At 63.5% G+C, this 20,608-nt stretch carries 21 protein-coding genes; 10 read left to right on the forward strand and 11 right to left on the reverse strand.

All coding sequences use genetic code 11. From position 1 onward, the window contains the following. Positions 1 to 74 precede the first annotated feature (74 nt). Positions 75 to 1,463, forward strand: a complete 1,389-nt coding sequence (locus H8B03_RS11565; protein WP_319022475.1) for an aspartate aminotransferase family protein — start codon at positions 75 to 77, stop codon at positions 1,461 to 1,463. A 6-nt stretch (positions 1,464 to 1,469) separates the two neighbouring features. On the opposite strand, the gene H8B03_RS11570 is transcribed toward H8B03_RS11565, so the two are convergent. The 5 genes from H8B03_RS11570 to H8B03_RS11590 all read right to left on the reverse strand — a co-directional run bounded on the left by H8B03_RS11570 (position 1,470) and on the right by H8B03_RS11590 (position 8,054). Then, complete coding sequence (locus tag H8B03_RS11570) at positions 1,470 to 2,702, reverse strand: multidrug effflux MFS transporter (RefSeq protein ID WP_193141943.1); 1,233 nt, start codon at positions 2,700 to 2,702, stop codon at positions 1,470 to 1,472. 199 nt (positions 2,703 to 2,901) lie between these two features. Continuing rightward, entirely contained in the window at positions 2,902 to 3,537 is a 636-nt protein-coding gene (locus H8B03_RS11575; protein WP_193141946.1) for a DsbA family oxidoreductase, read from the reverse strand. Continuing rightward, the gene (locus H8B03_RS11580; RefSeq protein ID WP_193141948.1) at positions 3,534 to 5,063 is read right to left on the reverse strand and encodes a class I adenylate-forming enzyme family protein; all 1,530 of its coding nucleotides are present in this window, start codon (positions 5,061 to 5,063) and stop codon (positions 3,534 to 3,536) included. Before H8B03_RS11580 ends, H8B03_RS11575 begins: the two co-directional genes overlap by 4 nt. A 57-nt stretch (positions 5,064 to 5,120) precedes the next feature. Then, positions 5,121 to 6,239: a hypothetical protein gene (locus tag H8B03_RS11585; RefSeq protein ID WP_193141949.1), complete on the reverse strand. Its 1,119-nt coding sequence runs from the start codon at positions 6,237 to 6,239 to the stop codon at positions 5,121 to 5,123. Positions 6,240 to 6,245: 6 nt separating this feature from the next. Next, entirely contained in the window at positions 6,246 to 8,054 is a 1,809-nt protein-coding gene (locus tag H8B03_RS11590) for an extracellular solute-binding protein (RefSeq protein ID WP_193141952.1), read from the reverse strand. A gap of 270 nt (positions 8,055 to 8,324) precedes the next feature. Here H8B03_RS11590 and H8B03_RS11595 point away from each other — a divergent pair, with 270 nt between their 5' ends. The 4 genes from H8B03_RS11595 to H8B03_RS11610 all read left to right on the forward strand — a co-directional run bounded on the left by H8B03_RS11595 (position 8,325) and on the right by H8B03_RS11610 (position 10,695). Further along, complete coding sequence (locus tag H8B03_RS11595) at positions 8,325 to 9,098, forward strand: 3-hydroxybutyrate dehydrogenase (protein ID WP_193141954.1); 774 nt, start codon at positions 8,325 to 8,327, stop codon at positions 9,096 to 9,098. Next, positions 9,098 to 9,445: a pentapeptide repeat-containing protein gene (locus H8B03_RS11600; protein ID WP_193141956.1), complete on the forward strand. Its 348-nt coding sequence runs from the start codon at positions 9,098 to 9,100 to the stop codon at positions 9,443 to 9,445. Before H8B03_RS11595 ends, H8B03_RS11600 begins: the two co-directional genes overlap by 1 nt. Next, the gene (locus tag H8B03_RS11605; RefSeq protein WP_193141958.1) at positions 9,442 to 10,509 is read left to right on the forward strand and encodes a patatin-like phospholipase family protein; all 1,068 of its coding nucleotides are present in this window, start codon (positions 9,442 to 9,444) and stop codon (positions 10,507 to 10,509) included. Before H8B03_RS11600 ends, H8B03_RS11605 begins: the two co-directional genes overlap by 4 nt. 69 nt (positions 10,510 to 10,578) lie before the next feature. Beyond that, positions 10,579 to 10,695, forward strand: a complete 117-nt coding sequence (locus H8B03_RS11610; protein ID WP_193141960.1) for an entericidin A/B family lipoprotein — start codon at positions 10,579 to 10,581, stop codon at positions 10,693 to 10,695. Between the two features lie 44 nt (positions 10,696 to 10,739). Here H8B03_RS11610 and H8B03_RS11615 read toward each other — a convergent pair whose 3' ends face one another. From H8B03_RS11615 to H8B03_RS11630, 4 genes are read right to left on the reverse strand one after another with little or no spacing between them, the layout of a single operon-like run. Next, positions 10,740 to 11,354 (reverse strand): LysE/ArgO family amino acid transporter, encoded by a 615-nt coding sequence (locus H8B03_RS11615; protein WP_193141962.1) that lies wholly within the window; start codon positions 11,352 to 11,354, stop codon positions 10,740 to 10,742. After that, positions 11,351 to 12,073: a DUF502 domain-containing protein gene (locus H8B03_RS11620; protein ID WP_193141964.1), complete on the reverse strand. Its 723-nt coding sequence runs from the start codon at positions 12,071 to 12,073 to the stop codon at positions 11,351 to 11,353. The genes H8B03_RS11615 and H8B03_RS11620 overlap by 4 nt, the downstream gene beginning before the upstream one ends. A 59-nt stretch (positions 12,074 to 12,132) precedes the next feature. Continuing rightward, positions 12,133 to 13,062: a pseudouridine-5'-phosphate glycosidase gene (locus tag H8B03_RS11625; protein ID WP_193141966.1), complete on the reverse strand. Its 930-nt coding sequence runs from the start codon at positions 13,060 to 13,062 to the stop codon at positions 12,133 to 12,135. Next, positions 13,059 to 13,955 carry a PfkB family carbohydrate kinase gene (locus H8B03_RS11630; RefSeq protein WP_193141968.1) on the reverse strand — a complete coding sequence of 299 codons (897 nt, stop codon included), beginning with the start codon at positions 13,953 to 13,955 and terminating at the stop codon, positions 13,059 to 13,061. Before H8B03_RS11630 ends, H8B03_RS11625 begins: the two co-directional genes overlap by 4 nt. 263 nt (positions 13,956 to 14,218) lie before the next feature. Here H8B03_RS11630 and rpsB point away from each other — a divergent pair, with 263 nt between their 5' ends. After that, positions 14,219 to 15,025 carry a 30S ribosomal protein S2 gene (gene rpsB / locus H8B03_RS11635; RefSeq protein WP_394355470.1) on the forward strand — a complete coding sequence of 269 codons (807 nt, stop codon included), beginning with the start codon at positions 14,219 to 14,221 and terminating at the stop codon, positions 15,023 to 15,025. Positions 15,026 to 15,102: 77 nt separating this feature from the next. Continuing rightward, complete coding sequence (gene tsf / locus H8B03_RS11640; protein WP_193141972.1) at positions 15,103 to 15,978, forward strand: translation elongation factor Ts; 876 nt, start codon at positions 15,103 to 15,105, stop codon at positions 15,976 to 15,978. Between the two features lie 376 nt (positions 15,979 to 16,354). Here the strand turns inward: tsf and H8B03_RS11645 are convergent, their stop codons facing one another. Both H8B03_RS11645 and aroQ read right to left on the reverse strand, forming a co-directional pair. Beyond that, positions 16,355 to 17,110: a LuxR family transcriptional regulator gene (locus tag H8B03_RS11645; protein WP_193141975.1), complete on the reverse strand. Its 756-nt coding sequence runs from the start codon at positions 17,108 to 17,110 to the stop codon at positions 16,355 to 16,357. Beyond that, complete coding sequence (aroQ, locus tag H8B03_RS11650; RefSeq protein WP_193141977.1) at positions 17,107 to 17,550, reverse strand: type II 3-dehydroquinate dehydratase; 444 nt, start codon at positions 17,548 to 17,550, stop codon at positions 17,107 to 17,109. Before aroQ ends, H8B03_RS11645 begins: the two co-directional genes overlap by 4 nt. Positions 17,551 to 17,839: 289 nt before the next feature. Here aroQ and H8B03_RS11655 point away from each other — a divergent pair, with 289 nt between their 5' ends. From H8B03_RS11655 to H8B03_RS11665, 3 genes are all read left to right on the forward strand, one after another. Beyond that, a complete protein-coding gene (locus H8B03_RS11655; protein WP_193141979.1) occupies positions 17,840 to 18,472 on the forward strand; it encodes an ATP-dependent Clp protease proteolytic subunit in 633 nt (210 codons plus the stop codon). Positions 18,473 to 18,602: 130 nt separating this feature from the next. Next, positions 18,603 to 19,865 carry an ATP-dependent Clp protease ATP-binding subunit ClpX gene (clpX, locus tag H8B03_RS11660; RefSeq protein WP_193141980.1) on the forward strand — a complete coding sequence of 421 codons (1,263 nt, stop codon included), beginning with the start codon at positions 18,603 to 18,605 and terminating at the stop codon, positions 19,863 to 19,865. A 351-nt stretch (positions 19,866 to 20,216) separates the two neighbouring features. Then, positions 20,217 to 20,600, forward strand: coding sequence for an NADH:ubiquinone oxidoreductase subunit NDUFA12 (locus tag H8B03_RS11665; protein WP_193141983.1), 384 nt, complete (start codon positions 20,217 to 20,219; stop codon positions 20,598 to 20,600). Positions 20,601 to 20,608: the final 8 nt, after the last annotated feature.

A 20,608-nucleotide genomic window follows, 5' to 3' on the forward strand; every position in this document is an offset into this window, starting at 1 on the left:
CCGGGAAACTCCCTCTTGCGGCGCAAGCCGCGCCCTGGATATTGAGGCGCGATCAATTCGGGAAAGGATCTCTCGTGCGCGCCCATCCAACCACGTCCGACCTGCAGGCTCAGGACGCAGCCCATCACATGCATCCCTTCACCGACGACGCCGCGCTGGCCAAAAAGGGCGCGCGGGTCATCACCAAGGGCGAAGGCGTCTGGCTGACAGACAGCGACGGGCGCCAGATGCTGGACGGCATGTCCGGGCTCTGGTGCGTGAACATCGGGCACGGGCGCGCCGAACTGGCCGAGGTTGCGGCCGCGCAGATGCGCGAACTGGCGTTTTCCAACACCTTCTTCCAGACCACCCATCCGCCGGCCATCGCGCTGGCGGCCAAGCTGGCGGACCTGGCGCCCTGCGATCTGAACCACGTGTTCTATTCCAGCTCGGGCTCGGAAGCCAATGACACCAATATTCGCCTTGTCCGGCACTATTGGGCGTCCAAGGGCAAACCGCAGAAACAGGTCATCATCTCGCGCAAGAACGCCTATCACGGCTCGACCATCGGCGGTGCCTCGCTGGGCGGTATGGCGGCGATGCATGCGCAGGGCGCGCTGCCGATCCCGGGGATCGAACGGATCGGCCAACCGCATTGGTACAGCGAAGGCGGCAACATGACGCCCGAGGAATTCGGCAAGGCACGGGCGCAAGAGCTGGAAGAGGCCATCCATCGCATCGGTGCCGACACGGTCGCGGCCTTCATCGCCGAGCCGATACAGGGCGCCGGTGGGGTCATCATCCCGCCCGACAGCTACTGGCCCGAGATCACGACGATCTGCAAAGTCCATGATCTGCTGCTGATCGTGGACGAGGTCATCACCGGCTTTGGCCGCACCGGCAACTGGTTCGGCTCGCAGACCTTCGACCTGAAACCCGATATCATGACCATCGCCAAGGGGCTCAGTTCCGGCTACATGCCCATCGGCGGCTCGATGGTCAGTGACGAGATTGCCGATGTGGTTGGCCAGGCGGGCGATTTCGCCCATGGCTATACCTATTCAGGGCATCCGGTGGCGGCGGCGGTGGCGCTGGCCAACCTTGAGATCCTGGAAACCGAAAAATTGATCGGGCGGGTGCGCGACCACATCGGTCCCTACCTGACGCGCGCCTGGGCCGGGCTGGAAGATCACCCGCTGGTAGGCCGGGCCGAGAGCTGCGGGCTGATGGCAGCCCTGGCCCTGACGCCGGACAAGGCGCGCCGGGCGGCCTTTGCCGCGAACGAAGGCGTCGTCGGCGAGATCTGCCGCGACCGGGCCTTTGCCAACGACCTGGTGATGCGCCATGTGGGCGACCGGATGATCATTGCCCCGCCCCTGACCATCACCGAGGACGAGGTGGACGAGTTGATCCGGCGTGCCACCAGGGCGCTGGATGAAACCCATGCCATCGTTCAGCAGGCCGGGTTGATGGCAGTGGCCTGACGCCGATCAGGCCGGTTGCGGTGCGTCTCGCGGGACGCGCCACATCAGGAACAGTGCGGGCACGGTCAGCAGGCTCATCACCAGGGCGACGGGCATGGGCGATGCGCTGCTGAAGGCCAAAGTGACCGGGATCGTGACCAGGGCGGCACCCACTGTCGACAGGGCCGCAATGACCGATGACGCGGTCCCGGCCAGATGTCCCAACGGCTCCAGCGCCAGCGCGTTCAGATTGCCCAGCACGAAGGACACCAGCAGGAACACCGAGGTTGCCCAGAGGTAATACGCCGCGAATCCGGCCGTGCCGGTGCCAAGGTTGGCCAGACCGCTGCACAGGAACAGTACCGAACAGGCAAACTGCACGCACAACGCGTTGCGGATCACCTTGCGCATCCCGGCCCGCATCACCACCTTCGCGTTCACGAATCCCATGAACGCGCCGAAACAGGCGATCAGCGCGAACCACGCCGGAAACTCGGCCCCCTTGCCGTAGATCTGGTCGAAGGAAGGCTGGATCGTGGACAGGTTCCCGAACAGCATTCCGAACACCAGAATCTGAACCAGGATCGACCGGCGCACCACGTCATGCGACAGGGTCTCGCGCGCGCCGTCCAGCGTGCGCCCGAAGTTGAGCGGACGGCGATCTGCCGGGTCGAGGGTCTCGGGCTGGCGCAACCCGTACCACAGGCTGACCAGAACTGCGAAGACGATGAAGGCCAGGAAGATGGCGCGCCATCCGGCCACCGCAAGGATCAGCGCCCCGGCAGCCGGCGCAATCGCCGGCACCAGGGCGAAGACCATCATGATGAAAGACATCAGCCGCGCCATGTCGCGCCCGGAATGGCGATCTCGTACCACGGCCGTCGCGACGATGCGCGGCCCGGCGGCCCCCAGCCCCTGGATCACCCGCGCCAGCAACAGCATGTTCATGGAGTCGGCTGTTACGGCCAGCGCCGCGCCCGCGCAATACAGCGCCACGAAGGCGAACAGGACCGGCTTGCGTCCGTAGGCATCGGCAAGCGGCCCCACGAACAGCGTGCCCAATCCCATGCCCAGGGCAAAGAAGGGCACCGTCAGGCTGGCGCGTTCTGGCCGGTCGGGCGACAGGGTGGCGCCGATCTCGGGGATGGCGGGCAACATGGCGTCCAGCGAAAAAGCCACGATGGCGACGATCATCGCCATCATGGCCACGAATTCCACGCGCGAGATGGGGCGTCGCTCGGGACGCTGGGGGTGGGTCATGGGTTGGCCTGTCTGTGCTGCGACGGGCCGGAGGGGCGGCTCGTGCGATCCTGGCGGAAAAATGAACCGCTCGGTTCAGACATACGGCCAAGCAGACGGGAAGCTCAAGCCCCCCGCATGCACAATATTCGGTGCGTTCCCGCACAATGTCTTTCGGGCACCGGATTGCGCAACGCGATCCGATGCCCGGACCAACGTGTCAGCTGGCGGCTGCGGAAAGCTCGGAAATCACCTTCTGCCACAACTCGGTGGGCTGGGCGCCGGGCACCGCATGTGCGCCGCCGACGATGAAGGTTGGGGCAGCGGTGATGCCCATCTTGCGGGCCGCTTCATCGCCTTCGCGGATGACCTTCACATCGACGTCGCTTTTCAGCAGCTTCAGGATCACGGCGGCATCCAGGCCGCATGCATCGGCAATGTCGCTCAGAACTTCGATATCCCCGATGTCGCGGCCCTGTTGGAAATAGGCGGCGAACAGCGCGTCGACCACAGCGTTCTGATGGCCCTCGATACCGGCCCAATGGATCAGCCGATGGGCGTTCAGGGTGTTCGGCGTGCGCTGGATGGCGGCGAAATCAATCTCGATGCCCTCGGCCTCGGCGGTTTCGGCGATCTGGCCATAGACCCTCAGCGCCCCGTCGCGCCCACCGAACTTGGCCTCAAGATAGGCGCGGCGATCCATGCCCTCGGCGGGCATGTCAGGGTTCAGCTGGAACGGATACCAGGCAATCTGGAACGGGTGATCTGGCTGGGTAGCCAGGGCGCGGTCCAGCCGGGTCTTGCCGATCAGGCACCAGGGGCAGATCGGGTCGGAGAATATCTCGAGTTTCGTCATTGTGGCCCTTCATAGGCGTCGCGCAAGGCGCGGCGCAGGATTTTTCCGTTGGCCCCATGCGGCAGGGCGTCCAGTTTCCGGTACAGCTTCGGGCGTTTGTAGCGGGCCAGACGGCTTTCCGCAAATGCGGCGAGTTCGTCCTGTGGCACCTCTGCCGGTCCGGTGTAGAACGCGGCGATTCCAGTAACGCCGGGTTTCAGCAGCACTTCGACAACGGCGACCTCGGTCAGGCAGGGATGGGCGCGCAGGGCGGTCTCGACCTCGATGGGCGAGACGCGGTAGCCGCCTGCGTTCATCATGTCGTCGGCGCGGCCCAGATAGGTGATCGCGTGATCGGCAGCCATGGAGCCTTGATCCCCGGTCAGAAACCACTGGCCATCCCGGGTGAACCGGGCGCGGGTGTCGGCCTCGGCGCCCATGTAGCCCAGCATCAGGCCGGGGTCGCTGTGATGTACGGCAATGGTGCCGGGGGTATCGAACGCGACGGGCACGCCTTCCGCGTCCAGAACGGCCAGCCGCCGCCCCGGTTGCGGATAGCCCAGCGTTGCCTCGGGGGCGGGATGCGTCGGCGCGCCGGAGATGAAGGTTGAACATTCCGACATGCCAAAGGCTTCGTGGATGGCGGTGCCGGTGGCGGCTTCCCACCTCTGGCGGATCTGCGGCGACAGTTTTTCACCCGCTGACAGGCCGTGGCGCAGGCGCGGCATCTGCGGCAACGGTCCGGCAGCCAGCATCTGGCGATAGACCCCCGGTGCCGCGGCAAAGATCGTGGCCCCGTGCCGCGCCAGAAGCGCGGGCAGATCGGCGCTGGCCTGCCCGGCTTCGGGGATGATCGCGGTGGCCCCCATGGCCCAGGGGTCCAGCAGGCCGGTGCCCAGCGTATAGGTCCAGTTGAAGGCGCCGGCGTGAAACACCCGGTCTTCGGGGCGCAGATCGTACCAGCCCCGCACCATCATCTGCCGCGCCCAGACCGCCCGATGCGCATGGATCACCGCGCGCGGCACCCCGGCGGTGCCCGAGGTATAGATGATGTAGGCGGCCCGGTTCGGATCGCCCATGTCGAAGGCGGCGGGCGGATGATCGGCCAACGCGTGAAACGCCGCTTCGGTCAGCACCGGGCAGGGCAGCGGGTCAGGCAGGGCCACGCCCGCGCCCGCGATGATCAGGTCCGGGGCCAGCCCGGCGCAGATTGCGGTGATCTCGGGCGTGGTCAGCTGGGCCGAGGTCGGCACCGGCACCATCCCGGCGGCAATCGCGCCCAGATAGGCCAGCGGGAATTCCACTGTGTTGCCCAGACGCAGCAGGATACGCGCGCCGGGCCGCAGCCCCTGTGCCTGCAAGCCCCCGGCAATGCCCAGCACACGGGCCTGCAACTCTGCAAAGGTCCAGACCGTGTCCTGGTCTGGTCCGGTCAGGATCAGCGCCGGTGTGTCGCCACAGGCCTCGGCCCGGCGCAACACATGGGCGGCCAAGTTGAACGGGGTTGGGCAGGGCGCAAAGGGGCCCTTGTCAAACAGTGAGGTCATGGGGCTGGCCTAGGGTGCGGTTGCGCCAGACGCAAGCCGGGCGGCTGCGTGCGGATGTCACGGCTCGGGCGGCAGGTATGTCTCCCACATCACATCCAGCGCCGGATCATGATGCAATTCCGTGGGGAACGGTTTGCGCGTAGTTTTCCAGCCGGTGGTGGTGCCCCGGCAATGCATGTGCCGAAAGTCCTTGGACACGGTGAACAGGTTCTGCAGGAGACCGCCCACCTGGTGCGGATCCCAGACCGCCAGCCGGTCGATGATCCCGCCCGGCACGATGCACCATTTGCGATTACATTTCTTGTTCGGCTTTGTGCGAAAGCGATGGTCGCGCTGCAGGGCCGGGATCTCGGATTCCGAGGCCGGATAGCCCCAGAACCCGAAGACCGTGGTCATGCCCAGCGGATTGGCGCGGGTGACCTCGAAAATGGTGCGATCCTCGGGGCCGTGCACGATTTCGTCGATGTCTACGCTCAGCACCGCCGCCGCGCGGGCCAGTGCATCGCTGCGCGCAAGGTTCAGCATGGTGCTTTGGAAAAAGCGCGGGTTGCGCTCGCCCTTGCGCGAGGCGGCCATGGTCGGGCCATAGGGGAAGGGCGCGGAATAGATCAGCCCCTGTTTCAGACCGGGAATGTCGCGCAATGCGGCGGCCAGATCCTCCAGCGGATAGGCGTCAGACCCGTTGTCGATCAGCACAACCCCCTCGGCCCCGTGCCGGTTGACGTTGTAGCGCACCCAGTCGCGCACCCAGGGGATGGCGTTGTTCTTGTTCAGCGCCAACAGGCAGTTCAGCCCGGCAAAGCGGTCGGTCTGGGCTGCGCGCACCGGGATGTCATAGGTCCTGGTTCCCATGTCCACCGCCAGCGCGCCTTTGGCGCCGGTGACCCGGATTTGATCGGTGCGCTTCCAGACGTGCCGCTTGATCCGGGTCACCGGCTGCCCGTTGGCCCGGAGCCCGGCCTTGAACGGCGCCCACAGGTTCAGCATCGGCGGAGCGTTCAGGATGATCTGGCGGCCATCCGGGGTGCGGACAGCGTCGTAGATCAGGGTCAGCCGGTCGTACCGCTCAAGATACTTCTCGGGCCGGTTGCCTTCGGGCCGGGTGTAGTCGCGCACCAACCCGGCGGCGGGGTCCAGCGCAAAGCCGGTCAGCGGAACGACTGTGACCTCGGCCATGACCCGCTACTCCTGCCACCACCAGACGTCGGGTTGCCAGCCGATCCAGTCGCCGTAGATCGGCAACGTCTCGGGAAACTGCAACTCGGCGGCATGGGCAATGCGGGACCGGTCGGAATACCACAACGGGATCACGTAGCGGCCCGTGGTCAGCACCCGATCCAGCGCGCGGGTGGCAGCGATGAAATCCTCGCGGCTTGTCGCGTTCAGCATGGTCTCGATCATCGCCTCGGCAGCGGGCGAGTTCATCCCCATCCAGTTGCGCGAGCCCGGTTCGGTCACGCCGCGCGATCCCCAATACAGCATCTGTTCGTTGCCGGGGCTGAGCGACAGGCCCCGCGTATAGAAGGCCATGTCGAAGTCATAGGCATTGGTGCGTTCACGAAACTGTGCGCTGTCGATGGTGGTGACCACCGGGGTGATGCCCAGCCGTTCCAGCGCCTGCACGTAGATGTTCACGATAGCCTGGAAGTCGGCCTCGCCCTGCCGCATGACGATCTCGAAGGTGAACGGCTCGCCATCCTTCATCAACACGCCGTCGACGGGGTCCCAGCCAGCCTCTTCCAGCAGCGCGACAGCGGCGCGGATGTTCTTGCGGTTGCGCGCCGAGCCATCGCCCACGGGCAGGGCATAGCCGTCAAGTGCGCCGGGCAGGAGATCGTCGGCGAATGGTTCAAGCAATTCACGGACGCGGCCCTCGGCCGGGCCGTCCTGCATCGCCAGTACCGAATTGCCGAAATAGCTGGGAATGCGCGGATCGCGGCCGCCGGTCTGGGTCTGGGCGATGAATTCATAGTTGAAGGCGTGCAGCAGCGCCTCGCGCACGCGCCAGTCGGCAAAGACTTCGGACCGCGTGTTGAACACCAGTCCGCTAATGCCGGTGGGCCGCTGGTGCGGGATTTCCGATTTCACCACCGCGCCCGATTTCACCGCCGGCCAGTCATAGCCGTCTTCCCAGCGGGCGGCATCGCCCTCGCGGTAGGAGTTGAGGACTCCGGCCTTGAAGGCTTCGAACATCACACCGCCATCGGCGAAGAAGTCATAGCGGATCTCGTCGAGATTGTGACGCCCGGCATTGAACGGCAGATCCTTGCCCCAGTAGTCCGGGTTGCGCTTCAGCACCAGCTTGCGCCCCGGTTCGGCCTCGGCCACGACATAGGGCCCGGTGGCGATGGGCGCGATCATCGAGCTTTCGGCGAAATCCAGACCTTCCCATTGTGCCTTCTGAAAGATCGGGCGCAGGCCCATGATCAGGGCCAGTTCGCGGTCGGGCTGATTGAAGGTGATGCGGACACTGCGCGGGCCGGTGGCCGCGATGCTGTCCACCTTTTGCCAGGACGAATGAAATCTCGGGTGACCCTGGGTGCCGAGGGTTTCGAAGGTCCAGATGACATCTTCCACCGTGACCGGGCTGCCATCGGAGAATTTCGCCTCGGGGCGTAACGAAAACTCAACCCAATCGCGGTCAGGTCCGGTCTCGACTGATTCGGCCAGAAGGCCATAAAGCGTGAACGGCTCGTCGTAATTTCGGCCCATCAGGCTTTCGAACACATGCGCGCGCACACCCCAGGGCGCGCGACCTTTCAGAATGTGGGGGTTGAGAGAATCAAACCCGCCGGTTTCCCCGAAGACGATCCGGCCGCCTGTGGGCGCATTCGGGTTGGCGTAGGGGAGGGACACAAAATCCGGTGGAAGGGCCGGGTCACCATACATAGCTATGCCATGTTGGGGTTCAGCGAAGGCGGCGCCTGCAAATGCAATCGCCATGGTTGCGCTGCGTGTTGCGCGCAGCACAAGAGAAGTTATCGGGGACATCGGTTTTACCTGCTCGTTCTAACCTGCTGCTGAAATTATCAAACTTTAGAGACCAATCAAATTTTTTGGTTGGAGCCCGTTGGCGAATTGCTTATATTGAACTCACTGCTCGATAGGTTTCTTGCCTGTATGAAACCTGCCTCAATGACTTGCGCCCGCCTTGTGCGGGCGCTTTTTTTTGACCTGCGGCATCGCGGCGCAAGTTTCGTCTGGCCTTCGCAGGCGCAGGATATAGCCTCTCGTCAAACATAACAGACGAAAGGACGTATCATGTCGCTGAAGGGAAAAACTGCTGTCTTGACAGGGTCAAACTCTGGCATCGGGCTGGGCATCGCCATCGAACTGGCCAAGGCCGGGGCGGATGTGGTGCTGAACTCGTTCACCGACCGGGACGAAGATCATGCACTGGCCGAAAAGATCGGGGCCGAGCACGGTGTGACGGCGCGCTACATCAAGGCCGACATGTCGGTGGGCGACGAATGCCGCGCCCTGATCGAACAGGCGGGACGCTGTGACATTCTGGTCAACAACGCCGGCATCCAGCATGTCGCGCCCATCGATCAGTTTCCGCCGGAAACATGGGATCGGATCATCGAGATCAACATGAACTCGGCCTTTCATACAACCGCCGCCGCGCTGCCGAAGATGCGCGAGTCCGGGTGGGGTCGGGTGGTCAACATCGCTTCGGCGCATGGGTTGACCGCATCGCCCTTCAAATCCGCCTATGTGGCGGCCAAGCACGGGGTCGTGGGCATGACCAAGGTTGTCGCGCTGGAAACCGCGCAGGAACCGATCACCGCCAACGCGGTCTGCCCCGGCTATGTGCTGACCCCGCTGGTCGAGGCCCAGATCCCCGACACCATGAAGGAATACGACATGAGCCGCGAAGACGTCATCAAGAACGTCATGCTGCAGCGCCAGCCGTCCAAGGAGTTCGCCACCGTCGAACAGATGGGCGGCACCGTGGTGTTCCTGTGTTCCGACGCTGCAGCCCAGATCACCGGCACGACCATCAGTGTTGATGGCGGCTGGACGGCCTTGTGATGCCGTCGGACGGGATTGAAGACGACGGCGAGGGCGGCGCGCGGCTGGTTCTGGACAACCGGCTGCTGCCAAACTCGCATCTGACTCGAGTCAGCCTTGAAAGATCGACCTTTCAGCGCTGCAAGCTGTCGGAACTGGCGCTTGACGACGTGGATCTGTCCGGCACATCAGTCCGCAACGCCAACATGTCCAAGATGTCGATCACCGGGGCCACCCTGCAAGGCGGGGTGATCGACAACGTGGACCTGCGCGACCTGCGGATCACGAACGCCAACATGATCGGCATGACGATCGACGGCGTCCGTGTCAGCGATCTTCTGGCCAAATGGAACGAGGGCAAGAAATGAAGAAGATCAATCTGGCCTTGCAGGGTGGCGGTGCGCATGGCGCCTTCACATGGGGGGCGCTTGATCGCCTGCTGGATGAAGAGGATATCGAGGTCGAAGCGATCTCGGCCACCTCTGCCGGCGCCATGAATGCCACCGCGTTCAAGGCCGGATGGATCAGCGGCGGGCGGGACGGGGCCAAACAGGCGCTGGCGGACTTCTGGCTGCGGCTGGCCGGTATCGACGGCCATGTGGCCGAGGTGATGGCCGACTGGCTGCGGCTGGTGGCCCCCTCGCCGGCGATCCTGTCGCGGATGCTGGAATTCAGCCCCACCGCGCTGGCCACCGAAGGGGTCACCCGGGCGTTTTCGCCTTACCAGTTGAACCCGACAGGCTATCATCCGCTGCGTTCGGTGGTGGACGAGATGATGGCGGTGGGCGATGTCTGCAAGGATACCGGCCCGAAGCTGCTGATCGCAGCCACCAACGTGCGCACCGGACGGGTGCGGGTGTTCAGCGGCGAAGAGGTCACGACGGATGCGGTTCTGGCCTCGGCCTGTTTGCCGACGGTGTTTCAGGCGATCGAGATCGACGATCCCAAGACCGGCCGGCGCGAGGCCTATTGGGATGGCGGCTATATGGGCAACCCGGCGCTGTTTCCGTTGTTCTACCGGTCGTCCTGCCGCGACATCCTGATCGTGCACATCAATCCCATCGTGCGCGAGGACCTGCCGTTCACTTCAACCGAAATTCTGAACCGGATCAACGAGATCAGCTTCAACAGTTCCCTGATGAAAGAGCTGCGTGCCATCGATCTGGTCAACCGGCTGATCGAGGAAGGGGTTCTTCCCAAAGGCCGGATGACCGAGAACCGCCTGCATTCGGTAGCGGATGACGATTTCATGACCCAGCTTGGGGTGGCGTCAAAGACGACACCGGCACGAGCCCTGATGGTGCAGTTGAAGGATGCCGGTCACGCGGCCATGGATCGCTTCCTGATCGCGCACAAGGGGGATATCGGCAAACGCTCCAGCATGAACATGCGGGCGCTGTTTGACGGTCCTGCCACGCTTGACCCCCGCTAGATCCGTGCCATCTTGACGGGGTGCATGGCGCGTTGCATCACGGTGCAAACGAAACTTGGAGTTTGCCTCATGCGTATTCTGGCCCTGATCGCCGCCCTTGTGACCCTGACTGCCTGCAACACCGTCGAAGGTGTCGGCAAGGACATTCAAAGCAGCGGCGAAGCCATTGAAAAGGCGGCGAAGTAAGCCTTTGAACGCGGGTTGAGGCGTCCGGGCGGGAGTCTTGTCCGTCAGGGCGCGCTCAGCAACAGGCCTGCCGCCAGGGCCCACATGACCAGCGCGATGCCAAGGTCCAGAACGCGCCAGGCGCGCGCGCTCTGCATGACCGGGGCCAGCAGCCGGGCACCGTAGCCCAGGCTGAAGAAGAACACGAACGAGGCCGAGACCGCGCCGACCCCGAAGGCCAGTTTCTGGCCCGTGTCCGGGTATTGTGTCGACACCGCCCCGATCAGCGCCAGCGTATCCAGATAGACATGCGGGTTGAGCCAGGTGAAAGCCGCCCCGGTGGCCAGAACCGCCCCCAGAGAGGCGGATTTGCCTGCAAGTGTCATCGCATAGTCGCCGCGCCAGGCCGCCCACAGACGCATCGCACCATACACGAACAGGAACGCCGCACCCGCCAGCGCCATCAGGCGCGGGAAGCCGGGCAGGTGGTCGGCGATGGCGCCGAACCCCGCGACGCCCGCCGTGATCAGCAGGGCATCCGAAATCGCACAGAACAGCACCAGCGGCAAAACATGCGCCCGCAACAGCCCCTGGCGCAGAACGAAAGCGTTCTGCGCGCCGATGGCAAGGATCAGGGAAAACGCCGTGGCAAAGCCGACGACGGCAGGGGCCGCAGTCATCGCCAGCTTTCAGGTTTGTCCTTGGCCGGCTTGCGCACCAGCGGCGCGCCTTCGGCATCGGTCTTTTCGGCCGGGTAGACCAGACCGGCCGAGATCACCAGTTTGGCGGCATCCTCGATGCCCATGTCCAACTCGATGACTTCCGAGCGCGGGAAGAACAGCAAGAACCCGGACGTGGGGTTCGGCGTGGTGGGCACGAAGACGCTGACCAGTTGTTCCGAGCCGCCGGCGATGCGGTTGACCTCGCCCTTGGCCATGGTCGAGATGAAGCCCACGGCCCAGATCCCCCGGCGCGGGTATTCGATCAGGCAGGCTTTCTCGAAATTGCTGTCCTGCTGCGCAAAGACGGTTTCGGCGATCTGCTTCAGCCCGTTGTAGATCGACCGCACCACGGGCATCTGATCGACCAGGCCCTCGGCCCAGGCCAGCAGCGACCGGCCGATCAGCCCCTTGGCGATCCAGCCGATCATGACCGTGAAGACCAGGAAGAAGATCACGCCCACGCCGCGCAGGTTGATGCCGATGTATTGCTCGGGCCGCCAGACCGACGGCACCAGCGGCAGAACCACGCCGTCGATCCAGCCCACCACCGACCACAGGAAATAGGCGGTCAGTCCGATGGGGGCGATGACCACGATCCCGGTCAGGAAGCTGGAGCGCAACCGGGCAAGCAGGCCGCGTTTGCGGCGATCGTGGTCGTGGTCGTGCGGGTCAAGCATCAGGCTTCGGGACTTCTTTCAGGGAACGCACTGAAGATAGGGTTAGAGTGCGGTCGAATCTAGTTGGCAGGCGCAGGCATTTCTCGGGCGATGCGCGCGGCCAGACGGGCATTGTTCAACACCAGGGCAATGTTTGCAGTCAACGATGCGCCATTGGTCAGTTCGAATATCCGCTGCAACAGATAGGGCGTCAGCCCCTTGGCACTGATGTTGTGGGTGCGGGCATCGGCCTGGGCCTGGGCGATCACCGGGGCCAGAACCTCGGCAGGGATCTCGGCGGATTCCGGGATTGGCTGGGCCACCAGTTGCCCGCCGGGCAGGCCAAGCGCGTGGCGCAGCACCTGGGCGCGGGCGATCTGGGCCGGATCATCCATGCGCAGCGGCGCGGGCATACCCGAGTTGCGGGACCAGAAGGCGGGCAGGGTGTCTTGCCCGACGGTGATTACCGGCACGCCGAGGGTTTCCAGAACCTCGAAGGTCTTGGGCAGGTCAAGGATGGCCTTGGCACCCGCACAGACCACGGTCACCGGGGTTTGCGCCAGCTCCTGCAGGTCGGCGGAAATGTCATAATGCTCGGCCAGACCGGGATGCACGCCACCGACCCCACCGGTTGCAAACACGCTGATGCCCGCCAGCCGCGCGCAGATCATGGTGGCCGCGACCGTTGTGGCGCCGGTGCCGCCTGTGGCCAGGCAGGCCGCCAGATCGGCCCGCGACAGCTTGGCGACATTGCGGGCCTGGGCGAGCTGCTCAAGCGTGTCGTCGTTCAGGCCGATATGGATCTTGCCGTCCAGCACCGCCATCGTGGCCGGAACCGCGCCATTGTCGCGCACCGCCTGTTCCACGGCGCGGGCCGTTTCAAGGTTTTGCGGATACGGCATCCCGTGGGTGATGATGGTGCTTTCCAGCGCCACCAGTGCGGCGCCTTCAGCGCGGGCACGGGACACTTCGTCGGAATACACAAGCGGCAGGGCGGAGAGATCTGTCATGCGATGTCCTGTCCAGAAACGAATGTAGCAGCGGCCTGAAGGGCGGCTTCCAGCGCAAAGGCGCGTTTGTGGCCGGCGGCTTCGGCCGCGATATGGCTGGCCATGAAGGTGTCGCCCGCGCCGGTCACGCAGCGCTGTTCGACGATGGGGGGATGTGCGGTCAGCACCTCGTCGGGGCTGGCATCGGTGGCCGGTCGGGCGCCATCGGTCACCAGAACCCGCGCGCTGCCATTGGCAACCAGCGCCGCCGCGGCTTCGGCGGACGACCGGAATTCGGTGTCATACAGAAGCCCGGCTTCTTCACGATTGATGTACAGCGTGGCCTTGGGTGCAGTCAGGAAAGGCCGCAGCCGCTGGGCCTTGCCGGGGGACGCCGGCACGATGCGCAGGTCGGCGTCGGCAAAGACCGGATCCTCGGCGATCTCGGCCAGCACGGCCTCGGGCAGATTGCCGTCCAGCACCATGACGCCGCGATAGGGCGCCTCGGAACTTGCCAGACGGCCATCGCGGAAGGGCGCCAGAATCTCGCCACCGGCCATTTCCAGGGAATGAGCATCGGCTATGGCCGCGATCAGCCCGTTGGCGCCTTCGACAGCCATGTAGCGGTCGGTGGGCAGATCGGCGCGGCGCAGCACCATCGAGGTATCCACCCCCTTTTCGCGGCAGGCCTGCATCAGTTCTTCGCCGTTGCGATCGGTGCCGATACAGGTCAGCACGGTTGGGCGCGCGCCGAAGCGGACCAGCGTTGCCGCCACGTTCATCGCCACGCCGCCGGTCTGGCGGGTGATCGTGCCGGGGCGATCGTCGCCCAGGCGCATCGGATGGGGATGCCGACCGACAAAATCCCAGAGCACCGAGCCGATACAGGGTATGAGAGACGTGTTCTTAGCCATGGCGCTAGTGAAGCCAATGAGGGCCGGATTGCAAGCGCGGCTTGGACAGATTGCGCGGGTTGACGCCAGAAACCCCGGTGTTGCGGAAATCCACCCCGGTCGATGTCGCTGGCTGCGCCGGGCGCTTGCAATCCCGCCAGCCTTGCTTTAAGGGCACGCACACTTCGCAGGTGGGGCTGGGCCTCTTGGGGGAGAAATCCTCAAAGGTCCGCCGGTTGGGCAAATGCCCCTTGATCCCCGCCGAGGCGTAAACCGGAAAGGATATGGATATGTCGCCTGATTTTACCATGCGCCAGCTGCTTGAAGCTGGTGTGCACTTTGGTCACCAAACCCAACGCTGGAACCCGCGCATGGCGCCGTTCATCTACGGCGACCGCAACGGGATTCACATTCTCGATCTGACGCAGACCGCGCCCATGCTGGACGCCGCGCTGAACGTCATCAAGGAAACCGTCGCCAAGGGTGGCCGGGTTCTGTTCGTCGGCACCAAGCGCCAGGCGCAAAAATCGGTCGCGGAAGCCGCCGAGAAATGCGCCCAGTACTACATGAACCACCGCTGGCTGGGCGGCACGCTCACCAACTGGAAAACCGTTTCCAACTCGATCAACCGCCTGAAGGCGATCGACGAGCAGATGGAAGTCGGCGCTGCTGGCCTGACCAAGAAAGAGCGTCTGGGCATGGAGCGCGAGCAGGCAAAACTGCAGGCCTCGCTGGGCGGGATCCGCGAAATGGGCGGTGTTCCGGACCTTCTGTTCGTCATCGACGTCAAGAAAGAAGATCTGGCGATCAAGGAAGCCAAGAAACTGGGCATCCCGGTCGTGGCCATCGTCGACACCAACTGTTCGCCTGAAGGCGTGGACTACATCATTCCGGGCAACGATGACGCGGCGCGTGCGATTTCGCTGTACTGCGATCTGGTGGCCCGTGCCGCGCTGGACGGTATGACCGCACAGATGGGCGCAGCCGGGATCGACCTGGGCGCCTTCGAAGAGGGCCTGGAAGAAGAAGCGCTGGCCGATGCCGGCGCGGCTGTCGAACCGGCCGCCGAAGAGCAGCCCGCCGAGGGCTGAGCCCCGTCGTCACAGAACTGTCACTCGCCGCGGCCGGTCCGCGGCGGGAAACCCTGCGAGATTTAGGAGAGCCAGACATGGCAATTACAGCAGCACTGGTCAAAGAACTGCGCGACAGCACCGGCGCCGGCATGATGGACGCCAAGAAGGCCCTGACCGAAACCAATGGCGACATGGAAGCAGCCGTCGACTGGCTGCGCACCAAGGGTCTGGCCAAGGCCGCCAAGAAATCGGGCCGCACCGCCGCCGAAGGTCTGGTTGCTCTGGCCGTCGAAGGTGGCAAGGGCGTCGCCGTCGAAGTGAACTCGGAAACCGACTTCGTCGCCAAGAACGCTGAATTCCAGCAGATGGTAAAAGCCATCGCCGACGCTGCGCTGAACGTGTCGGATATCGACGCGCTGGCCGCCGCGGATCTGGGTGGCAAGACCGTGGCCGACACGCTGACCGCAAAGATCGCCACCATCGGCGAGAACATGACCCTGCGCCGCATGGCCAGCGTCGAAGGCAACACCGTGGTGTCCTATGTGCACAACGCGGCCGCCGACGGCATGGGCAAGATCGGTGTGCTGGTGGCGCTGAGCGGTGACAACGAAGCCTTCGGCAAGCAGGTTGCGATGCATGTAGCCGCTGCCAACCCGGCGTCGCTGTCCGAGGCGGATCTGGACCCGGCCGTGGTCGAGAAGGAAAAATCGGTGCAGATCGAGATTGCCCGCGAAAGCGGCAAGCCCGAAGGCGTGATTGAAAAGATGATCGTCGGCCGCATGAAGAAGTTCCTGTCGGAAGTGACCCTGCTGGGCCAGGCTTTCGTGGTGAACCCGGATCTGACCGTGGGTGACGCTGCCAAGGAAGCCGGCGTGGAAATCACCGGTTTCGTGCGCCTGGAAGTGGGCGAAGGCATCGAGAAGGAAGAAGAAGACTTCGCAGCCGAAGTGGCCAAGGCCGTTCAGGGCTGAGACGGTTTTCCGGGGGGCGCTGTCGCGGCGCCCTTCGCCTGAAATCGAGACAGACAGTCAAGGGGCGGTTCGAAGTAATTCGAACCGCCCCTTTATCGCTTTCGGAAGCTGTTGCTTGTGGGGATGGGTACAGCCCCCGTTCACGGTTTTGCCCGGACAGCGACGATGAAAAACCACCGTCATCCAGACGCTTCGGACGTATCCGAAGAACCGGGGCTCCGATCGAAATTGCGAAAGGACGCCCCGGCATATTCCCCGGTTGTAAAACCGCCAGCGTGGGAACCCGTAAATTTTCGCGCATTTCACAGGATTTTGAAAGTGCGGAATTCCCGACCGGGCAGAAATTCCCAAATTTCCCGTAAAAAGTGTGCGGACATCAAGCCTTTGCGTCGATCAAAAATATCTGGTTCTTGAGCGAAGCTTTCATGACCGCTTGTGCGGTGGTGTCGACCTCAAGCGCTTCTCGCGCGAGTCTCAGGTGTTTTTCCACAGTGGCCGGGGTGAGTCCGATGATCGTGGCGATGTCCTGCGTGGTCTTGCCGTCGCCCACCCATTCCAGAACTTCCCGCTGCCGCTTGGTCAGGGCCCGGCGCGAGCCGTTGTGCGGCAGCGAGGTCAGCTTCAAGTGCGCCACATTGCACAGCGCCTCGATCTGGCGGCCATGTTCGCTCCAGACCGCGTCGACCTGGTCCTGCGACCGTCCTTCCCGTGCGGTCAGCGCCATGGCCCCGCGATAGCGGTACGAGATATGCGGGAAGCTGATGGTATAGCCGGCCGTGATACCCATCGACTGGTTGAACATCACGACCTTTTGTTCGGCAGGGGTCATACTGTGCCGATGATCGCGAATCCAGCTCCAACTGCAGGCGCCGACGTTCTCGCTGGACCAGCGCACCATGGGGGCGTGGAAATACATCGCCTCACCGACAAACCGGTCGGTGTACCGGGCTTCATGGTTGGTCAGGATCAAAAGATCCTGGGGATCGCCGAAGCCGCTTTGGGTCTTGTAGCGGGTGAAGCCGTACATCAGCCGGTCGAACCCGTAGTCGCCCAGCCGCACCACCAGACGATCCCAGACGTCTTCCACCGCGGTGGCGTTGATGAAAACCTCGATGTCGTCCAGAAGCGTCATGTTGTGGCCTCGATATGTGCCAGAAGTGCCCGGATGGCCAGGTCATAGCCGGCCGGACCGAAGCCGCAGATCTGACCCACGGCCACCGGCGCGATCCAGGATTTGTGGCGGAAACTCTCGCGGGCGTGGATGTTGGACAGATGCAACTCGACCACCGGCAATTCGACGGACTGGATGGCATCCATCAGGGCAATCGACGTGTGGGTCAGAGCGCCGGCGTTCAGGATGATCCCGTCGCGGGTGGTGCGCGCTGCGTGGATCTGATCGATCAGCGCCCCTTCGTGGTTGCTTTGATAGCAGGTGACCTCGGCCCCGAGGGCCGCACCGGTCTGACGGCACAGATCTTCCACATCGGCCAATGTCGTCGCGCCGTAGACCTCGGGCTGGCGAATGCCCAGCAAGTTCAGGTTCGGCCCGTTCAAGACAAGTAACTGTTTCATTCCACACCCTTTGCTGCGGATCATAAGGCTGCCCGAGGGAAACTGTCGAGAGGCCGCATGCCTGGAAGCGACAATTAACATTTCAATGTTCACGTCGGAAGTGGTCGGCGTGCGCCCATCCGTGACCGCGCGTCAGGGCAATCCCGAAGGCACGAGGAATTGAAAATGTTTTCGTCAACTTTGAGGCTCTTGCCATCTTCGTGGGCAGAGCGGCCCTTGCAGCCCCCCAGAGCCGCGACTAAGACTCCCCAGAGACAAGCGGCGCAGCCCCGAGCAGAAGGCACTTCCCATGCAAGATCCCTATGAGACCTATATGAACACCCTCGTGCCGATGGTGGTCGAACAGACCTCTCGCGGGGAGCGCGCCTATGATATTTTCTCGCGGCTGTTGAAAGAGCGGATCATCTTCCTGTCCGGCCCGGTGCATGACGGTATGTCGAGCCTGATCGTCGCCCAGTTGCTGCACCTTGAAGCGGAGAACCCGTCCAAGGAAATCTCCATGTATATCAACAGCCCAGGCGGTGTTGTGACCTCGGGCCTGTCGATTTATGACACCATGCAGTACATCAAGCCGGCGGTGTCGACCCTGGTGATCGGGCAGGCGGCGTCGATGGGATCGCTGCTGCTGACCGCCGGGCAGAAGGACATGCGGTTCTCGTTGCCCAACAGCCGGGTGATGGTGCACCAGCCCTCGGGCGGCTACCAGGGGCAGGCCACCGACATCATGATCCACGCCCAGGAAACCCAGAAGCTGAAAACCCGGCTGAACGAGATCTACGTGAAGCACACCGGGCAGGATATCGCCACCGTCGAGGCAGCACTTGAGCGTGACAACTTCATGTCGCCTGCAGATGCCAAGGACTGGGGTCTGATCGACGAGATTGTGGAAAGCCGTGCGGCGCTGCCGACGGACAAGGACTAACCCCTTCGGGCCCGGTGCGGACCGTAAGGAAATTTGACATTGTGGGCGGCCTTGTGCTGACCTAACCTTGCTGAGTGTGCGGCCCGGCCGCACGCCAGCCTGCCACGTAAAGTGGCGTCGGAGGATATGGATGGCGAACAATTCGAGCGGCGACAGCAAGAACACCCTCTATTGCAGCTTCTGCGGCAAAAGCCAGCATGAGGTTCGCAAGCTGATTGCCGGTCCGACCGTGTTCATTTGCGATGAGTGCGTCGAACTGTGCATGGACATCATTCGGGAGGAAACCAAGACCTCCGGACTGAAGTCCTCGGAAGGTGTACCGACGCCGAAAGAGATCTGTGAAGTTCTGGATGACTATGTGATCGGTCAGTCGCATGCCAAGCGCGTGCTGTCGGTGGCCGTCCACAACCACTACAAACGACTGAACCACGCCGGCAAGTCCGAGGTGGAGCTGGCCAAGTCGAACATCCTGCTGATCGGTCCCACCGGTTGCGGCAAGACGTTGCTGGCGCAGACGCTGGCGCGCATTCTGGATGTGCCTTTTACGATGGCCGATGCCACGACACTGACCGAAGCCGGTTACGTGGGCGAGGATGTCGAGAACATCATCCTGAAGCTGTTGCAGGCGTCGGAATACAATGTCGAACGCGCACAGCGCGGCATCGTCTATATTGACGAGGTCGACAAGATCACCCGCAAGTCGGACAATCCCTCGATCACCCGTGACGTTTCGGGCGAAGGTGTCCAGCAGGCGCTGCTGAAGATCATGGAAGGCACCGTGGCCTCGGTTCCGCCGCAGGGCGGCCGCAAGCATCCACAGCAGGAATTCCTGCAGGTGGACACCACGAACATCCTGTTCATCTGCGGCGGTGCTTTCGCGGGGCTCGACAAGATCATCGCGCGCCGCGGCAAGGGCTCGGCCATCGGCTTTGGTGCCGATGTGCGGGACGAGGAAGGCCGGGGCATCGGCGAGATCTTCCAGGAGCTGGAGCCGGAAGACCTGCTGAAATTCGGTCTGATCCCGGAATTCGTCGGGCGTCTGCCGGTCATTGCCACGCTGCAGGATCTGGACGAGGACGCGCTGGTCACCATCCTGACCCAGCCGAAGAACGCGCTGGTGAAGCAGTACCAGCGCCTGTTCGATCTGGAAGAGACCAAGCTGTCCTTCACCGACGATGCGCTCAGGGCGATCTCGCGCCGCGCGATCCAGCGCAAGACCGGCGCGCGTGGCCTGCGTTCGATCATGGAAGACATTCTTCTGGACACGATGTTCGACCTGCCGACCGCAGAAGGGGTCGAGGAGGTTGTGGTCAATGAAGAGGCGGTCAATTCCGATGCATCGCCGCTGCTGATCTATGCCGATCGCAAGGAAGAACCTGTCTCGGCGGGCTGAGCGTCGCATATGATGACATGAAGAAGGCGCCGCAAGGCGTCTTTTTTATTGGAAAAACTTTGGATTGGACGTGGGGCTTCCGGAAAGGAAACGGGGCACGATTGCTGAAAATCGCGCCCCGTGCCGGTGCATGAAATGCACCAGCCTCCCCACGGCCCGAAACTGACATGCGAGCGAACCTGCGGCCACCGTGCGTGCGTATAGCGCACTGCTCTTTTGAGAATCCTCCTATCCTTTCGTATAGTCTGTGGTGCCGGGGGGCGGGTCGTTCCGGACTGGCCCCGCGTCTATATTGGCTCTGGACCTGCGCCTCTGTCTGGGCCATGAACGAGCAAAGAGCAGAGGTATCCCATGGCCATTCTTGACACTCTCCTCCGGTCCGTCACCTGGTGGAACAGCCAGACCATCGGCACCCAGTTGTTCACCCGCCGCAATGGCGTGAAAGTCGGTGAAGACGAACAGGGCAACATCTTCTACGAAACACGTGACAAGGCGCGTCGCTGGGTGATCTTCAATGGCGAAGCCGAAGCCAGCCGTGTGTCCGCCGAATGGCACGGATGGCTGCATCACACATGGGATCAGCCGCCGACCGAGTCGCCGCTGCCCCGCAAATCATGGGAAAAGCCGCATCAGGAAAACCTGACCGGCACCGCGATGGCCTATGCGCCCGTGGGCTCCCTGCGTCGCGCCGATCCGGTGGCGCGGCAAGACTACGAAGCCTGGTCGCCGGAATAACGCGCGGA

The organism is Meridianimarinicoccus sp. MJW13, assembly GCF_014901205.1.
In the GTDB taxonomy this organism is placed as follows: Bacteria; Pseudomonadota; Alphaproteobacteria; order Rhodobacterales; family Rhodobacteraceae; genus Meridianimarinicoccus.

Excerpts from the sequence above, each read along its gene's own strand:
- H8B03_RS11570 (WP_193141943.1), bottom strand. The coding sequence starts at position 2,702 with ATGACCCACCCCCAGCGTCCCGAGCGACGCCCCATCTCGCGCGTGGAA.
- H8B03_RS11575 (WP_193141946.1), bottom strand. The coding sequence starts at position 3,537 with ATGACGAAACTCGAGATATTCTCCGACCCGATCTGCCCCTGGTGCCTG.
- H8B03_RS11580 (WP_193141948.1), bottom strand. The coding sequence starts at position 5,063 with ATGACCTCACTGTTTGACAAGGGCCCCTTTGCGCCCTGCCCAACCCCG.
- H8B03_RS11585 (WP_193141949.1), bottom strand. The coding sequence starts at position 6,239 with ATGGCCGAGGTCACAGTCGTTCCGCTGACCGGCTTTGCGCTGGACCCC.
- H8B03_RS11590 (WP_193141952.1), bottom strand. The coding sequence starts at position 8,054 with ATGTCCCCGATAACTTCTCTTGTGCTGCGCGCAACACGCAGCGCAACC.
- H8B03_RS11595 (WP_193141954.1), top strand. The coding sequence starts at position 8,325 with ATGTCGCTGAAGGGAAAAACTGCTGTCTTGACAGGGTCAAACTCTGGC.
- H8B03_RS11600 (WP_193141956.1), top strand. The coding sequence starts at position 9,098 with ATGCCGTCGGACGGGATTGAAGACGACGGCGAGGGCGGCGCGCGGCTG.
- H8B03_RS11605 (WP_193141958.1), top strand. The coding sequence starts at position 9,442 with ATGAAGAAGATCAATCTGGCCTTGCAGGGTGGCGGTGCGCATGGCGCC.
- H8B03_RS11610 (WP_193141960.1), top strand. The coding sequence starts at position 10,579 with ATGCGTATTCTGGCCCTGATCGCCGCCCTTGTGACCCTGACTGCCTGC.
- H8B03_RS11615 (WP_193141962.1), bottom strand. The coding sequence starts at position 11,354 with ATGACTGCGGCCCCTGCCGTCGTCGGCTTTGCCACGGCGTTTTCCCTG.
- H8B03_RS11620 (WP_193141964.1), bottom strand. The coding sequence starts at position 12,073 with ATGCTTGACCCGCACGACCACGACCACGATCGCCGCAAACGCGGCCTG.
- H8B03_RS11625 (WP_193141966.1), bottom strand. The coding sequence starts at position 13,062 with ATGACAGATCTCTCCGCCCTGCCGCTTGTGTATTCCGACGAAGTGTCC.
- H8B03_RS11630 (WP_193141968.1), bottom strand. The coding sequence starts at position 13,955 with ATGGCTAAGAACACGTCTCTCATACCCTGTATCGGCTCGGTGCTCTGG.
- rpsB (WP_394355470.1), top strand. The coding sequence starts at position 14,219 with ATGGATATGTCGCCTGATTTTACCATGCGCCAGCTGCTTGAAGCTGGT.
- tsf (WP_193141972.1), top strand. The coding sequence starts at position 15,103 with ATGGCAATTACAGCAGCACTGGTCAAAGAACTGCGCGACAGCACCGGC.
- H8B03_RS11645 (WP_193141975.1), bottom strand. The coding sequence starts at position 17,110 with ATGACGCTTCTGGACGACATCGAGGTTTTCATCAACGCCACCGCGGTG.
- aroQ (WP_193141977.1), bottom strand. The coding sequence starts at position 17,550 with ATGAAACAGTTACTTGTCTTGAACGGGCCGAACCTGAACTTGCTGGGC.
- H8B03_RS11655 (WP_193141979.1), top strand. The coding sequence starts at position 17,840 with ATGCAAGATCCCTATGAGACCTATATGAACACCCTCGTGCCGATGGTG.
- clpX (WP_193141980.1), top strand. The coding sequence starts at position 18,603 with ATGGCGAACAATTCGAGCGGCGACAGCAAGAACACCCTCTATTGCAGC.
- H8B03_RS11665 (WP_193141983.1), top strand. The coding sequence starts at position 20,217 with ATGGCCATTCTTGACACTCTCCTCCGGTCCGTCACCTGGTGGAACAGC.